Annotated in this window: 10 protein-coding genes and 1 pseudogene; 3 read left to right on the top strand and 8 right to left on the bottom strand. The window is 52.1% G+C overall.

The annotated features are described in order from the left end of the window. Positions 1–8: 8 nt before the first annotated feature. The 6 genes and pseudogenes from FCL47_RS20660 to FCL47_RS20630 all read right to left on the bottom strand — a co-directional run bounded on the left by FCL47_RS20660 (position 9) and on the right by FCL47_RS20630 (position 8,468). Positions 9–3,071, bottom strand: a complete 3,063-nt coding sequence (locus tag FCL47_RS20660) for an FAD-dependent oxidoreductase (RefSeq protein WP_153306386.1) — start codon at positions 3,069–3,071, stop codon at positions 9–11. A 55-nt stretch (positions 3,072–3,126) separates the two neighbouring features. Next, positions 3,127–4,332, bottom strand: a complete 1,206-nt coding sequence (locus tag FCL47_RS20650; RefSeq protein WP_136815621.1) for a sensor histidine kinase — start codon at positions 4,330–4,332, stop codon at positions 3,127–3,129. A 160-nt stretch (positions 4,333–4,492) separates the two neighbouring features. After that, entirely contained in the window at positions 4,493–5,170 is a 678-nt protein-coding gene (locus FCL47_RS20645; protein WP_136815620.1) for a response regulator, read from the bottom strand. Between the two features lie 274 nt (positions 5,171–5,444). Next, positions 5,445–6,842 carry a sigma-54 dependent transcriptional regulator gene (locus tag FCL47_RS20640; protein WP_136815619.1) on the bottom strand — a complete coding sequence of 466 codons (1,398 nt, stop codon included), beginning with the start codon at positions 6,840–6,842 and terminating at the stop codon, positions 5,445–5,447. 640 nt (positions 6,843–7,482) lie between these two features. After that, positions 7,483–7,599, bottom strand: a pseudogene (locus tag FCL47_RS25745) (transporter); the annotation flags it as partial. A gap of 32 nt (positions 7,600–7,631) precedes the next feature. Beyond that, positions 7,632–8,468, bottom strand: a complete 837-nt coding sequence (locus FCL47_RS20630; protein WP_136815617.1) for an MBL fold metallo-hydrolase — start codon at positions 8,466–8,468, stop codon at positions 7,632–7,634. Positions 8,469–8,826: 358 nt separating this feature from the next. Between FCL47_RS20630 and FCL47_RS20625 the strand changes: the two genes are divergently transcribed. Together FCL47_RS20625 and FCL47_RS20620 are read left to right on the top strand one after the other, a co-directional pair. Continuing rightward, positions 8,827–10,011 carry an FIST signal transduction protein gene (locus FCL47_RS20625; RefSeq protein WP_136815616.1) on the top strand — a complete coding sequence of 395 codons (1,185 nt, stop codon included), beginning with the start codon at positions 8,827–8,829 and terminating at the stop codon, positions 10,009–10,011. Between the two features lie 7 nt (positions 10,012–10,018). Then, a complete protein-coding gene (locus FCL47_RS20620) occupies positions 10,019–12,022 on the top strand; it encodes a diguanylate cyclase domain-containing protein (protein ID WP_136815615.1) in 2,004 nt (667 codons plus the stop codon). A gap of 41 nt (positions 12,023–12,063) precedes the next feature. Here the strand turns inward: FCL47_RS20620 and FCL47_RS20615 are convergent, their stop codons facing one another. Continuing rightward, a complete protein-coding gene (locus tag FCL47_RS20615) occupies positions 12,064–12,261 on the bottom strand; it encodes a hypothetical protein (protein WP_136815614.1) in 198 nt (65 codons plus the stop codon). Between the two features lie 298 nt (positions 12,262–12,559). On the opposite strand from FCL47_RS20615, the gene FCL47_RS20610 reads away from it, so the two are divergent. Beyond that, positions 12,560–14,956 (top strand): acetate--CoA ligase family protein, encoded by a 2,397-nt coding sequence (locus tag FCL47_RS20610; RefSeq protein ID WP_136815613.1) that lies wholly within the window; start codon positions 12,560–12,562, stop codon positions 14,954–14,956. 15 nt (positions 14,957–14,971) lie between these two features. Here the strand turns inward: FCL47_RS20610 and FCL47_RS20605 are convergent, their stop codons facing one another. Further along, positions 14,972–15,382: a thioesterase family protein gene (locus FCL47_RS20605; RefSeq protein ID WP_136815612.1), complete on the bottom strand. Its 411-nt coding sequence runs from the start codon at positions 15,380–15,382 to the stop codon at positions 14,972–14,974. Positions 15,383–15,427 lie beyond the last annotated feature (45 nt).

The following is a 15,427-nucleotide window of genomic DNA, read 5'->3' as shown; positions in this document are numbered from 1 at the left end:
CGATTGTTTCAGGAGCACAATGCCATTTCTATCTCGGCATAAAGCTGTTCATTGTTGAATCCCATCAGCATCGGGGCCTCCGATGGACAGGCTGCCGCACAGGCGCCGCATCCCTTGCAGAGCGCCGCATTGACTTCTGCTGCCTGCCGGTCGAGGTTAAAGGTGATCGCCCCGAACGGGCAGACGTTGATGCAGCCTTGACAGCCGCAGCAGAGTTCCGGATTGATTCGGGAAACCACCCCGCCGACCATGATCTGATCCCGTGTCAGAACGGTCAAGGCCCGGGATGTCGCGGCAAGTGCCTGGGAAATGCTCTCTTCTATCGGTTTCGGGTAATGGGCCATGCCGCACAGGAAGACACCTTCAGTGGCAAATTCCACCGGCCGCAGTTTCTGGTGGGCTTCCAGGAGCCAGCCGTCCTGATCCATCGGCACTTTGAAGAACTGTGCCAGCGAGGCATCGTGGTGGGACTCGATGGCCGTCGCCAGGCAGACGAGGTCGGCGCTGACGGCGATGTTGCCGTCCAAAACCGGGTCATGGAAGAGCACTTCAAGGCACTGTCCGGCAGCGATTACCACCGGTTTCTTCTGCAGTTCGTATTTGCTGAAGATAACGCCCTTCTGCCGGGCCTCAAGATAGAGACTCTCACGCTGGCCGTAGGTACGGATATCCCGATACAGGATAAAAATGCGTACCTCGGGATTCTTCTCCAGCAGTGCCAGGGCGTTTTTAATTGTATGCGTGCAGCACACCTTCGAGCAGTATGGCCTGTTTGCATCGCGGGAACCGACGCACTGAATAAAAACGATGTTCTCGGCCTTGCGCAGCCTGTGGTCATCGGTGCGGATCATCGCATCCAGCTCGAGGTTGGTGACCACGCCGCTGTGCTCGCCATAGAGATATTCCGCCGGTTTTGACTCTTTGGCACCGGTCGCCAGTATGGCAACCCCGTGTTTAATAGTTTCCGATTCGCCGTTTCCGGCAATCTCCGTCGTAAAGTTGCCGACAAAACCTTCGACATGCTTGATGGAAGAACAGAGGTGTACCTGGATACGCTCTTCGGCGTTGATGTCGTCGGTCAGTTTCTCCAGCCTGTTCGCCACCGATTCCCCCTGCCAGGTGCTGTTCAGCAGCCTGGCATTGCCGCCCAGGATATCCGATTTTTCTATAAGGTGGACCGGGAACCCTTGCCGTGCAAGCATCAGGGCCGAGATCATGCCGGTCAGTCCGCCGCCGATAACGAGCGCCGACCGGCTGACTCCCAGAGGACTCTGGGTCAGAGGCGATGCCAGACGCACTTTGGCGACCGCCATTCGTACGAGATCTTTGGCTTTCTTTGTCGCCTGGTCGGGATCATCAGAGTGCACCCAGGAATCCTGATTGCGGATATTGGCCATCTCCACCAGGTATTTGTTGAGACCGGCATTAATGAGGGTCTGCTGGAACAGCCCTTCATGGGTGCGGGGCGTACAGGCGGCGATGACAACCCTGTTGAGCCCCTGCTCGGTAATTGCCTGGGTCATCTTATCCTGGATATCCTGCGAACAGCTGAACAGGTTCTCCTCGACATAGGTTACGTCGGGCAGGGTGGCGGCGTATGTAGCGACCTCCGGAACCCGGACGATGCCGCCGATATTGATCCCGCAGTTACAGACAAATACGCCGATCCGGGGCCTCTGCCGATCGATGTTTCGTTCTTCGGGTGTTTCTTCATGGCGGATGAGAGTGCCCCTGGACGGTGCCAGACCGACCGTTGCCGCACAGGCGGCGGCGCTCGCTTCCATAACGGAATGGGGGATATCCTTTGGCCCGGTGAGGACACCGCAGGCATAGATACCGTCGACACTGGTCGAAACAGGGGCGAAACAGCTCGCTTTGGTGAAGTTGTCCTCCCCGAGTGTTACCCCCAGTCTTTGTGCCAGATCTACCGTTGCACCATTAATCACAAGGCCGGTGGAAAGCACGACCATATCATACACTTCTTCCCTTGCGGTACCGTTTTCCTCGACATAGCGCAGGATCAGGTTATCGCTGCCGGTTTCCCGTTTGATGGTATGAACGCGGGTGTTGACAAAGCGGACGCCGTTTTTTCGAGCGTTTTCATAGTACCGGTCGAAATCTTTTCCCTGGGTCCGCATGTCCATGTAGAAAATGGCACAGTCAAGCGGGGTATTGCTGTGTTCCTGAGCCATGACGGCCTGCTTGACGGCATACATGCAACAGACCGAAGAACAGTAACGGTGACCGGAGCGGTTTATGTCGCGGGAACCGACACACTGCAGCCAGGCTATCTTTGCTGGCGGCTTGCCGGCATCTTTTGGCCCTTTTTTTGACGAGGGACGAAGCAGATGTCCCTGGTACGGACCGGTTGCCGAGAGAATACGTTCAAATTCAAGCGAAGTAACGACATCATCGCATGTTGCGTAATTAAAGTAATCGAGTGAAGAGGGATCGTAAGAGTCAAAGCCGGTAGCCAGGATCATGCCCCCGACGTTGATGGAGATCGTTTTTTCCACGTCCTTGAAATTGATGGCCCCGGCGGGACAGTTTTTCTCACAGGCACCGCATTTTCCCTTGGTGAGATAAATACACTGGCTGGCATCGATGCTGTATTTCAGCGGCACCGCCTGGGAATACGGGACGTAGATCGCTTTGCGTTTGGCGATACTCTCATTATACAAGTCATCGACTTTTTTCGGACATTTTTCAGCGCACAACCCGCAGGCGATACACTTGTCCACATCCACGTAGCGGGGATGCTGCAGGATCTCAACGGTAAAATCGCCCTGCTTACCGGTAATGGAGCTGACTTCCGACAGGGTGAGGAGTTCGATATTAATGTGCCGGCCGACCTCGACCAGTTTCGGTGAAATAATTCACATCGAACAATCGTTGGTGGGAAAGGTCTTGTCCAACTGGGCCATCACACCGCCGATTGCCGGTGATCTCTCCACAAGATAGACGTAAAAACCAGAATCAGCCATATCCAGGGCAGCCTGCATCCCGGCGATACCGCCGCCGACGACCATGACTGCGCCCTGTTGTTTTGTCTGCTTAGCTGTTGTTGTCATAAAACATTCCTTCGTCCGGGTAATGATTTTTTTCGGCTGGCGGAGAACCGAAACGTTAATTGTAAGGGAGCGTAACCACGAAGGTTGTGCCTTTCCCGATTTTGCTGGTCACCTGGATATCGCCGCCATGGTTGTGGACGATATTGTGGCAGATGGCAAGCCCCAGTCCGTTACCTTCGGGCTTGGTTGTAAAAAATGGATCAAAGATGGTTCCCATAAGGTCCTTGCTGATGCCGTTGCCGGTGTCGGAAACGGCAACAAAGGCCTGCTGCAGTGGTGTTTCACCTGTTTTGACAGTTATTTCCCCTTTCTCGCCAATGGCCTGAATGGCATTGAACAGCAGGTTGACGAAAACCTGTTCGAGCTGGTTGCTGTCCACCAGCACCGGCTGCAGGTCCTGCGAAATATTCTCGTGGATCCTGATATAGTGAAGTTGCGTTTCATTCTCCACAAGCTTTATGGCCCTTGTGACGATGTCGTTTAAATTGTGGAGTTTTTTCTCCGGGGAGGGATTTCGCGAGAATTCCAGCAGTCCTTCGACGATGTTCTTGCAGCGGGTGGTCTCATCGATGATAATCTGCAACCCTTCGTGAAAACGGTCTCCTTCTTCGGTTTTCTTGATCAAGTTGGTGCTGAACAGCATGATGCCGGTCAGCGGGTTGTTGATCTCATGGGCAATGCCCGCCGCCATACGGCCAAGCGAAGACATTTTTTCAAGTTGAGCGGCCATGTGAAAGTAATGGGTTCGCTGGTTTTCATAGAGCCGAACCCGCTCGATGATGCAGGCACACTGTTCCGCAACGGTCAGGAGGAAATCGAGCTGATCGTCTAAAAACACACGTTTTTCCGGTAGATATATCCGGATGATGCCAAACATTTTTTCTCGGATGGAGAGCGGTACATCGAGCATCATCCGGACACCCTCGTCCCAAGCCTGCTGCGGATATTCCACCCGGGGAGCATTCCAGATATCGGTAATCTCATGCACCCGGGACTGACTCCCCGGTTCAAACAGGATCTTCTTTTTGCTGACCGGTCCTTTGGAGAGGTAATTTTCACCGATGCCATAGGCGGCGGCAACCTCGAACTGGTCCGTTTCCTGATTCAGCAATCTGAGCAGAGCCCCTTTGGCATTGAGTACTTCCGAGATTTTCTGTACCACCAGATCAAGGACTTCATTCAGATGATCGTGGGCATGCATTGTACGTATAATATCCCGGAATGCCTGGAAATACTTTCTGTAGTCAGTTGACATGTCCATGCGTTACTCCTTGTATTCAACGAGATGCCGGACACACTCACCGCCCGGTCGACAATGCATAGCGTTCTGTTTTATATTCGCCCCCACGAAAAAGCACTGTGGGATACGTACCAGCACCAAATTATTGCGTGTTAGAAACCAAGAAGGATTGCGGTCGGTCCTAAAGCTGCCAATCCCTTTTCTGGGCGCATTCAAAGACATATTTCAGCTGTTTCTGCGTCAATTCCCCCACATTTTTATTGATCCAGTCGATGTTCCCCGTGGCGATGGCTTCCTTGGCTTCGTCGGAAAGGGCATACTCGGCCAGCGCCTGTGTTCCTTTCTTCTGGAGATCGTTACAGAACAGCTGGTCTTCATTGGTTCGATCGAGAACCTGAAGCACCTCTTTTTTCTGAATGAGCTTGTCTGTTTCAGAAATGGAGTGGACGTATGCAGCATTTTTATCTTTGCTCAGTTCCAACGTTGTCTTGACGGACTTGATGATCTGATTTTCGCTGAAAGGTTTGGGGAGAAAATCGGAAACTCCGTTATGCATGGCATCGACTGCGACAGAAGTGCTGACAAATCCGGTAATTACGATGATCTTGGTATCGGGGGTATGCCGCCGGACCTGTTTGATGACGTCAAGGCCGTTCATATCCGGAAGCCGGATATCAGCAATCAACAGATCGAAATCGTCTTGCTTGAAGGCATCGAGTGCCGACTGGCCGTCATTGGCCACCTGGACACTGTAATTTTCATCAGTAAGGACTGTTGCCAGCCCTCTGCCGATGTTTACGTCATCTTCCATGACGAGAATTCGGGTTGCATCTGCTTTGTGTGCCTGGGCCTGTACCATTGTCCCATCCTCCTGAATTTTATTGTTTTGAAAACGAAAAATCGAAGAATTACAACTTTGACTGCAGCAAAAAACAGTCCACCAGTTCGCTAATTGTCCACATTTTTTTATGCTCAATGAAATCAGGGGGATGGGCGTGGGTGAGAACGAATGTTAGAAAAGGAAATGGACCAAAAGGAGAGGTGAAGAAAACAAGCAAAACAAATTTTGTTTATTATTAAAAACAGTTATCTTGCGTATATGTAATTATACAGGTGTATGTGTAATTATACATCTATACGGTGAAAGAAATATTATGCTTTTTCATCATGGTTGAGAAATTCGAGCGTTGCATACCGGCTAATTTTGCCGCCCGACTGATATTGCCGTCTGCTTCGTCGAGGTTTTTTTGCAGGAAGGCCTTTTCGGCAGGGTTGTATTGGATATCGAGGAGATGCTGTTTATAGGCCTTGAGTTCGGGCAGGGTTGTGGGAAGGGTTGATTCGGCGTCGTGGTTTCGGGAATCAAGATGGCCATGCAGGCTGGAACTGTCCACCAATTGCTCGTCAACCATAATGACCAGCCGTTCTATAACGTTTTTTAACTGCCGGACATTGCCCGGCCAATGGTAATTGGTTAGCGTCTCCAGAGCACCGTCGGAAAAACCGTCCAGATGCTTCTTGTTTTTCCGACAGAACTGTTTGAGGAAATGATAGGCGAGTTTGGGAATATCTTCTCTTCGTTGTCTTAATGGCGGAAGATGGATAGGGAAGACATTCAGGCGGTAGTAAAGATCAGGCCTGAAGGTGCCATCAAACGTCTTGTTCTCAAGATCCTGATTTGAGGCGGCAATGATGCGCATGTCGGTCTTTTTGATGCTGCTGCCACCGACCGGTTTGTACTGCCCGTATTCGAGGACCCGCAAAAGTTTTGCCTGGATATTCAGATCGAGGTTTGCCACCTCGTCGAGGAACAGGGTGCTGCCGTTTGCAGCCTCAAAAATACCCTGCTTGTCTCTGTCAGCGCCGGTAAAAGATCCTTTGACGTGCCCGAAGAGCTCACTCTCGAGCAAGGATGTCGAGAAGGCACTGCAGTCGATGGCGATAAAAGGCTGCTCGGCTCTGCTGCTGCGGGCATGGAGAGCACCGGCAAAGAGTTCCTTGCCGGTGCCACTTTCACCGTTGATAAGAACCGTGGCATCAGTGGGTGCCACTTTCTTGATCGCTTCGAAAACTGTAAGAATGGCCGGACTGTCTCCGACGATATTGTTAAACTCAAAACGCTGGAACAGCTGTTTGCGCAGCTGTAGATTATCGCGTCGCAGCCTGGCGTTCTTCAGCGCCTTGCTGATTGCCTGGGTGAGCTCTTCATCGCTAAAAGGCTTTGCGAGATAGTCGAAGGCGCCATTCTTCATCGCCTGGACGGTCTGCTGTACGGTTGAAAAACCGGTCATCATGATGACATGAAGTTCCGGATATGCCAGGTGAATTTCAGCAAGCAGGTCGATACCGTCGCGGTCCGGCAGTCGTATGTCGAGCAGGACGAGGTCGTATTCCCCCTCCTCCAGGCTGTTCCTGCCTTCGGCAGCGGTTGCGCACCAGGTGGGATTATGACCCATATCCCGGCAGATCATGGCACAGCCACGGCCGATGGCCGGTTCGTCATCTATGATCAAGATATTGGCTTTGAACATTTTCTTTCCTATCTAGATAACAGCATCAGTGCTGCCCGATACAGTGAACGAATAGTGAGCTGCGTCAGTTTTTTACCGTACCGCTTCGGGTGGAAAATGTCAAAAGCTCATACTTGTTCGTAAAACGATGGCTCAGTCTAGAACAAGAAGCCATCCTTCATCCTCTTTTTTGCATAACAAATAGCCGATGTCACTCCCTTCCAGGCAGGTTCTGCCATCTTAAAGGGTCTCAGAAAAGGATGGTTTTTTACTGTTTTATGCAGCATTCCTGCTCGAATGTGTTCGTAGCCACTTGCCTATCCCGTATAAACTGATCAGAAGCCAGCAAAACTCGATAATAAATGCTGAGAGATTGAAGTCAAAGCATAACGAAGCCAATATCAACAATGCGCCGGAAAAATTCATTATGTTGAAGGCGAGGGAATGATTGTCAAGCCGATTTACCTGCAGCATGAAATAGGCGAGCAGGATCAAAAAAACTCCGATATTTCCAATGAAGTCGTACCAGTAGTATTCATGCATGTTGTTAATAATCCGATTTATTTGAAGTAGACCCTGGTGATTCATTTTTTATAAATGAATCTTGTGAAGGCGCTTATCCCTCTGGACTCCTTCTAAGCTGAAATTTAGTGGTAATCACAACAACATTTGCACTTATGCCATGCGATGACAGTTTCATAGCGACAGCGGCAGTTAAGCCTATTGCGCTTAAACTTGAGTGAACTGTCAGCGTGATGTACTTCCCGTAGACCAGTCCTCAGAAAATTCTTGTTTCGCGGGATGACCGCTTTACATCTCCAGGGTAGTGCCGACGCTGCCGAAGAAGAATCGCTCCCCTAAATGAGCATGCAGCATTGCCGCCCGTGACAAACCGGTACAATGGGAAACGCCGATGCGCTCGATTTGATAACGGTCGAATACTTTCAGGGTTTCTTCGAACTGTTCGTCACTGGAAAAACCAAGGTGGGTTCCGCCGATTATTGCATGAATCCGGTCACGTCCTGTCTGTGCCAGGGTGTACTCGATGATGTTAATCATGCCGGCGTGGGCACAGCCGAGGATCAGGGTCAACCCCCTGGGTGTATCTACAATGAGCGACAAATCGTCCTTCAGTGGGTCGGGGTGGATGGTGCTGCCGTCGGGGAGGATTTTGGTCATACTGGCATCGCCTTTCTCAAAGATGCTCAGGCGCGGAATCTCTCCTGTTAAAAAGACACCGGGACCAACCGTGACCATCGTGTTGTCGAGACGGAAGTTCGCGCCCAGTGATTCCAGATAAGCACGACGATACGGAATGCCAACAAATCGGCTTTGCTCTCCTGACGACCAGATTCTTTCTGTAAAGATATCCGGGTGGCCGTAGACATCGACTGCTCCTCTTAACTGGAGAACTGCGGGTAATCCACCAGTATGGTCATAATGGCCGTGGCTGATCATAACAGCCTGTATACTGCGCAGGTCTTTGTTGAGGGTAAGAGAGTTCTGCACGATGCCGAAACCTTGACCGGTATCGAAAAGATAGTTGCCGTCGGGAGTCTCCACAAAACAGGCAAAGCCGTGTTCACCGATAACACCAAAAGGCATACCCGCGGTGTTTTCGCAGAGGATAGTCAGCCGCGTTGTCATTGTTCTTCTCCGTAAAAAGGTTTGTCGAAAAAAATAAAGCACAAATGACCAAGAACATACAACAGGATATTGCTCTGCCAGGGCCTGGCAGAATCCGCATCGCAGTACTTTTCCGATTGCTTTCGGTCCATGTGAGCATATGCTTATTATTTTTGCAACAAATCAATTCTCAGACAAGGGTCTGTCTTTTAATCGGAGGCGATTTTCATCGAGTTCTTCCTTGTTCATACTTCCTTGCTGTTCTTATGAATGCCCAACGTCTATATGAGCCAACAAGATTGCTTAACCATTAATAGGTTGACATGCAAAACCGTTCTACATAAGCTTATGTAAACTAAATGAGTTACTATTATTACAAATGATGAAAGTGGAGGATGTTATGCGAGTACGAGCAGGAACAGGGGCCAGTGGACTCCAGGACTCTTACGAAGCAGGGAAACAGGCAGCCACGGCTGCCGTCAGTAAGCTAGGCGGAGAGAAACCCTCGCTGGTACTCGTCTTCACCATGCCGCACTACGATCTTTCTCTACTTTTATCCGGGATACGTTCGGTTACAGGATCGGTACATCTGGCCGGTGCCACAGGCTCTGGAGAAATACTGCGTGCAGAATATATGGGGTTCGGTGCAGGTGTTGCTGTGATGGTGATGACCGCCGGTCCTTACCGTTTCGGCATCGCATCGGCGTCCAACATCCATGGCGACCTGGACCAGTCAGGGCAAAAAATCGCCCGGGAAAGCAAAGCTGAAGCCGGTCCATCTCCTTACTCAGCCATGATTCTTCTCGCCGATTGCCTTGCAGGCAACCTGCAGCAACTTTTCCAGGGCGTGTACAAAATAACGGGCCCGAAAACCTGCATTGTCGGCGGCGCGGCGGGAGACGAACTTCAATTCAAGGCCACATTCGTTTTCCATGACGACAAGGTCATTGATCAGGGCGCCGTCGCTGTTTGGATAGCTTCCGACAAGCCGCTGCACACTTCGATTCAACACGGATGGGAGCCGGTTGGCGTGCCACTGCTCGTAACGCGTGCCGAGGGAACGGAAATCATGGAATTAGGAGGACGTCCTGCGTGCGAGGCGTACGAGGAGCAACTTGGCGTGGCCCCCGGAGAGTTAACTGCTGAAAATTTCTGGGATACCTCAATGCATCATCCGCTCGGCATTCTGCAAATGGACGGGTCGTCGATCATCCGCGTCGCGCGGACCAAGACGCCTGACGGCTCATTGCTGATCCAGGGCTGCGTTCCGCCCGCCGGCAGCGCGGTTCAGGTGATGAAAAGCTCGGAGGATCTGCTGCTTGCTGTGGCGGAGGATGTCGGCCACGACGCGCTGTCGGGCAACCCGGAGGCCGCGGTAGTTATCGCCTTTAGTTGCGCTATGCGTGCGCGGTTATTGAAGGACAGGATTCCCGAGGAAGCGGCACGGCTTCAGGCCGCAGCAGGTGAAGCTGAAGTTTTCGGGTTGTATTGTTGTGGCGAATTTGCTCGTGTTTCAGGGACGCTCGGCACGCACAACGCCACTTTGGCTGCAATAGCACTATAGGATTCCTATGGTTAGCATTGAGCGGCCCGGCGATGTCGCAGCTGAGATGGACAAGCTCAAGCAGGCTCGTGACGAGGCATTGCGGGCCGCGCGGTCCGCTGTCTGGGACGCAAGTCGCGTTAACCGACTCCTGACAGTCTTGAACGAGCCTGCTCCGCTCGAGTTTCTGCTCGAAAAAATTCTTACCACCGTTTCAGAACTTTTCTCAGCTGATGTTGTGGTACTGCTGGATCCAGCGGGAAGCGGAAAGTATTCCCCGTTAGCATCCGTTGGCTTGCCGGAGGACTATGAGTTCGAGGCTGCTTCAGCGGGCAGCATTGCGACATTGTTCACAACCTATCGTGCAGGAACCGTTTTCGACCGGGAGATGCTCCGGGCACATCCTGTTTTTAATGAATTGTCCCGGATGCTGAGCGTAGAGGCGGCCGCATGGATTCCGATGCAGGGCAGCCGGGAATTGCGCGGGGCGCTCATCCTGGCGCGTTGCACACCAATCCCCTTTACCCGCGAAGAGATGGGCCTTCTTGCCGCGATGGTGTATCGCATCGCCCTCACGCTTGAACAGATTCAGAATAAAAATCAACTCGAACATATCGTCCGGGGAAATCAGAAAATCGGCCGCCATCTAGAAGAATCTGCAATTGAGGAAGAGGCTGTGCAGGCGTTTCCGGTTATTGTTGGCGCCGACGCTGCCGTCCTTTATCGCCGCAAGGACGAGGTAAGTAGCATCTGCGCAAGCGTCCCGGCAAAAATTAACAAGAGTGCCCCGGAATGGTCGTTTTTGGCGAATCTTTTGAGTAATGATCAGGCGATATTGCTGGGCGAAGCTGCTTCCGTCACCAACTCCGAGCACAGCCGCTTTCCTGCCAGTTCAGCGGATTTTCCGTATCGTGCGCTACTTGCGGCCCCTCTTTTCCATGATGGGCGGTTGCGGGGTCTGCTTTGTGCTTTCAGATACAATGCTGTTGATTTTACCCTGGAAACGAAACAGATCGCAATGTTGTATTCCGGGCAAATCGCGGCCGCACTGGAGAATGCGAATCTCTACGGCGCTCTTCGCGATGAACTGCGCGAGCGGCTGTCCATAGAGGCATCGTTGCGGGAAAGCGAAGAGCGGTTCAGGGCATTGGTCAGAAATATATCGGATGTCATCGCCGTACTGAATTCGGACGGGACGATCAAGTACGTCGGGGAAGCGGCAGCCAGAGCCTTGTGGGGACGATCGGCGGAAGAACTCGTTGGTATTACTTTGCTTGACCGGGTGCATCCGGATGATCTTCAAACACTTACGGCTGTGATCGCGGATGCCTTGGGAAAACCCGGGGAAAACATAAGTGTTGTTGTCCGTATGCGAGAAGGTGAGGCCGAAACCTGGAGATACTTTGATGTTATTTTTACCAATCTGTTGCACGACTCTTCGGTGAAGGGGATAGTCTCCACGTTTCACGATATTACCGAGCGCAAAATTTTTGAAAAGGAACTGACGGAACGAGCTTTCAGCGATCCGCTTACCGGGCTTTCCAATCGGGCAAACTTTATCGACCATGTCCGTTCCGCGCTCAACATAGCGGTCGAGCAAAGCACGTCAGTGGCCCTCATATTTTTCGATCTGGATAATTTCAAGCGCGTCAACGATACCTTCGGCCATGTGGCCGGGGATGAAACGCTCCGCACTGTCGCCGACAGGGTTAAAGGCTGCCTGAGAAACAATGATATGGTCGCGCGTCTTGGTGGCGACGAATTCACCATACTGATTGAGAATGTCAAAGACATCAGTCAGTTGTTGCCTTTCCTCGAGCGACTCCTTGCGGCTTTGATGATACCGGTGCGACTGAGCGGCATTGACGTGAATGTCGGCGGCAGTATCGGTATAGCAATAAGCAGGCCGAACGAGGACGACGCCGAATCATTATTGCACAAGGCCGACTTGGCTATGTATCGCGCGAAAAAATCAGGCAAAGGGCGCTACGTTGTCTTCGACCCTGCCTTTGAGGGCGACCTTCCTGTTTAGACAACCTTTCAGCTACAATGCAGTATGACTGTGGCCTTGCCTCATCCTCCTTTGGTGTCGTCGAGCAACACAAGATCCGCCCACTCGCTTAGTTCCACCGCATCCGCTGCTTTCTGGAGGCAATCGGCAAGCCCATCTTGTCGGTTATGCTCAAATTTGCAGATGTGTTGTTTCCCAACCTGTACCCGATACGTACAGGTTCCCTGCGTATTTTCACCATCGTTTATGATTCTGATCATGGCATCATCCTCTCAACTCGTCATTGGTCTTCTTGGAAATGCATTATCAATGAGTATAATCATAAACAACACCAGTACATTCCAAGATTCGTCTGGGCATGTAAATTTTTTTTCATTAATTGACATGTTGTATTGCCATCGCAGCAGGCTGCAGCATAGCCGTAAAATCGGTACAGTTACTGGTACATAGATCGTACCAGGCAGACTGAGCTGCACCCTGGAAACAATGGCAAACGTATTTAAAAAAACTGCAATGGCTGAGTCCACAGGGTGACTGGAACCCGGACAGGGTATGATTATGGATATTGTTACGCGAATAGATTTTGCCGGACTGACCGATAGTCTGGCGCACGCACATGCTGAAGGCCGCGGTTTTTTATATGAGCATGAGGTGTATGATTTCCTGTCAAGTCTTGGCGCGGAAACACCGCCCAGGTGCGCGCTGATATCTCGCGGAACACTCCCCTCGGATGCGCAAATCATGACCATCCCCGGGGACAGGGCCGTGTTGAAAATCGTTTCACCGACTATCCTGCATAAGACTGAAGTCGGGGGTGTGAGAATTGTTGCCAAGGAACCAAACAAGGTTCGATCTGCTGTCCGCCGAATGTTCTATGAGATTCCTGAAAACTATGCGTTGTGGATTGAGCGCAATGAGGATGCTGCACCGGAAGAATACCGGGGCCTTGCCGGGGCGGCGCTGGTTGCCGCGATCAGTCAGGATATCAAAGGCGTCCTTCAGGTGCAGTTCATGCCCCCTGATTCGAGCGCTTTTGGCAATGAACTGATTGTAGGGCTTCGGAGAACTCGGGAATTCGGCACCATAATCAGCGCCGGGCTGGGCGGAACCGACACGGAGATTTACGCGGAAAGGTTCCGGAAGGGCCAGGCCATCGTGGCTGCATCGGTTGAGATGACTGACGGAGAGCAGTTTTTTGAGCTGTTCAAAAAGACCATCTCCTACCGGAAGCTTGCCGGCTTGACCCGGGGGCAGCGTCGGGTTGTCACCGATGAGCAGATCATCGAATGTTTCAGCTCTTTTATCAAGGTCGGGCGTCACTTTTCACCCATGAACCCCGACGCTCCGTACGTTATTGATGAGCTGGAGATCAACCCTTTCGCCTTTACCGATTACCTTATGGTGCCTTTGGACGGACTGTGCAAGTTCTCACTGCCCGGCGAACTGCCGCTGATAAATCGTGCAATCGACAAGATCAGATACATCACAAAACCGCGGAATATCGGCATTATCGGCGTGTCATCGACGCGCCTGAATTTTGGCCGGACCATCATGAACAGTATTCTCGATGCTGGATATGATAAAAATGAGGTGTTTGTCATCAAGCCTGGCATTGAGGCAATCGGTGGGGTTCGCTGTGTCGCCGACCTGAAGTCTCTGCCCGGGGCTCTGGATCTGTTTATCGTGGCTGTCGATGCCGCCCAGGTTCCTGAGCTGGTTGACGAGATCCTGGAAGCCGGCAACGTGCATTCGGTTATGCTCATTCCCGGAGGCATGGGCGAAACGGACGACAGTAAAGATCGGGCCATTGAGCTGGCGGCAAAGATCAAAGCTGCGCATAAAGCCGGGACCGGACCGGTATTTTTGGGAGGCAACTGCATGGGCGTTATTTCCCACCCCGGGAATTACGATTCCTGGTTCATCCCGGAAAGCAAGCTTCCCAAGAGTCATGGCAAGAGGTATGCGCCGGTTGCATTAATATCACAGTCAGGGGCATTCATGGTCACCCGCATGGCCCAGTGTCCGGAGATTGAACCCGCCTACCTCATCTCCATGGGAAACCAGAACGATCTGACTCTCGGGGATATGGTGCACTACTTCAAGGACAAAGACGATGTGAAGGTCATCGCAATTTACGCGGAAGGATTCAACGACCTTGACGGGCTGGCCTTCTGCCGGGCCGTGCGCTGCGCCGTGCTGGCCGGAAAAGATGTCATCGTTTATAAGGCCGGCCGGACCCCGGAGGGGAAAAAGGCCACCGCCGGACACACCGCCTCCCTGGCCGGTGACTACATGGTCTGCGAATCCTGCGTCCGGCAGGCCGGGGCTATTGTCGCCCGCAACTTCACGGAGTTCGACGGTCTCGTCATGCTTGCCCAGCGATTGAACGGCAAGGTTGTCCGGGGCAACCGTCTCGGTGCGATTTCGTCGGCCGGCTTTGAAACGGTGGGAATGGCCGACTCAATCCAATCCGACGACTTTGACATGCGTCTCGCCACTATCAGCCATGAAACCGTTGCAAAGCTCAAACGCATTTTGACCCAAAAGGGTATCGACAGCCTGGTAAATGTACGCAATCCCCTGGATATCAACCCGGGGAGCGACGATGAGATCCTCTGTGTTGCCGCGCGTGCCTTCTGCGAAGACCCCGGGGTCGATGCCGTTGTCCTGTCCATTTTACCCATGACCCCGGCCCTGACGATCAATCTGGAAAACCAGGGTGCAGTGGAGGGCGGGCGAAGCATTGTGACCATGCTCGAAAAACTGGTCAGGGAAACCGACACGCTTCTGGTCTGTTCCGTGAACGCCGGCAAGTATTATGACGGTTTTATCCGCCGGTTGGAGGCCGCTGATATTGCTGTGTTCAAATCGGCTGACACCGCTGTTTCGGCCTTGAGTCAGTACATCGAGGGACGTTTGAATGCAACGAGGATCAGGGTCGACGCCGGCGTGTAATGTTCCGCATTTTTTTCAGGAGAACATTCGTCCGGTTTTTTCGACAAAGACCTCGGGAAGTTCCACGACTTTTTTGATCTGATAGTCAAATGCCAGAAACGATGTGAAGCCGCTTAGCAGTTCCTGCCCGTCCGATTCCCGGGTGACACTGTATGCAAGCGTGCATTTTTTCCCGGCTATCCCTACTCCTGTAACATGCACAAGGAGCACGTCGCGGAGGAAGCCTTCGCGGTGGTACTTCACACCCGATTCCACAATTATGATGCCTCTGTTGTCTCCGATGTTTTTGTCGGAGAAGCCAAGATGCTGCAGAAAGTCGAGGCGGCCCTTTTGAAAGATAACCAGAGCTCGTTCATTGCCGAGGTGGGCACCGACACTGATATCGTCTTCGGTTACAATATAGCGGGTGGAAAACAGCTCCGTCATTATTTTATTCCTCCGGTATTGTTAGAAACCGGCCTGAAATACCTC

Origin of the sequence: Desulfopila sp. IMCC35006 (assembly GCF_005116645.1) — a bacterium.
Classification (GTDB): domain Bacteria; phylum Desulfobacterota; class Desulfobulbia; order Desulfobulbales; family Desulfocapsaceae; genus Desulforhopalus_A.
The sequence above is the reverse complement of the archived record's forward strand: the minus strand, read 5'-3'. Positions and strand labels throughout refer to the sequence as shown.

Coding starts and splice junctions, on each gene's coding strand:
- FCL47_RS20640 (WP_136815619.1), bottom strand. CDS start 6,842: ATGTTCAAAGCCAATATCTTGATCATAGATGACGAACCGGCCATCGGC.
- FCL47_RS20625 (WP_136815616.1), top strand. CDS start 8,827: ATGATGAAAGTGGAGGATGTTATGCGAGTACGAGCAGGAACAGGGGCC.
- FCL47_RS20615 (WP_136815614.1), bottom strand. CDS start 12,261: ATGATCAGAATCATAAACGATGGTGAAAATACGCAGGGAACCTGTACG.
- FCL47_RS20650 (WP_136815621.1), bottom strand. CDS start 4,332: ATGGACATGTCAACTGACTACAGAAAGTATTTCCAGGCATTCCGGGAT.
- FCL47_RS20605 (WP_136815612.1), bottom strand. CDS start 15,382: ATGACGGAGCTGTTTTCCACCCGCTATATTGTAACCGAAGACGATATC.
- FCL47_RS20630 (WP_136815617.1), bottom strand. CDS start 8,468: ATGACAACGCGGCTGACTATCCTCTGCGAAAACACCGCGGGTATGCCT.
- FCL47_RS20620 (WP_136815615.1), top strand. CDS start 10,019: ATGGTTAGCATTGAGCGGCCCGGCGATGTCGCAGCTGAGATGGACAAG.
- FCL47_RS20610 (WP_136815613.1), top strand. CDS start 12,560: ATGGATATTGTTACGCGAATAGATTTTGCCGGACTGACCGATAGTCTG.
- FCL47_RS20645 (WP_136815620.1), bottom strand. CDS start 5,170: ATGGTACAGGCCCAGGCACACAAAGCAGATGCAACCCGAATTCTCGTC.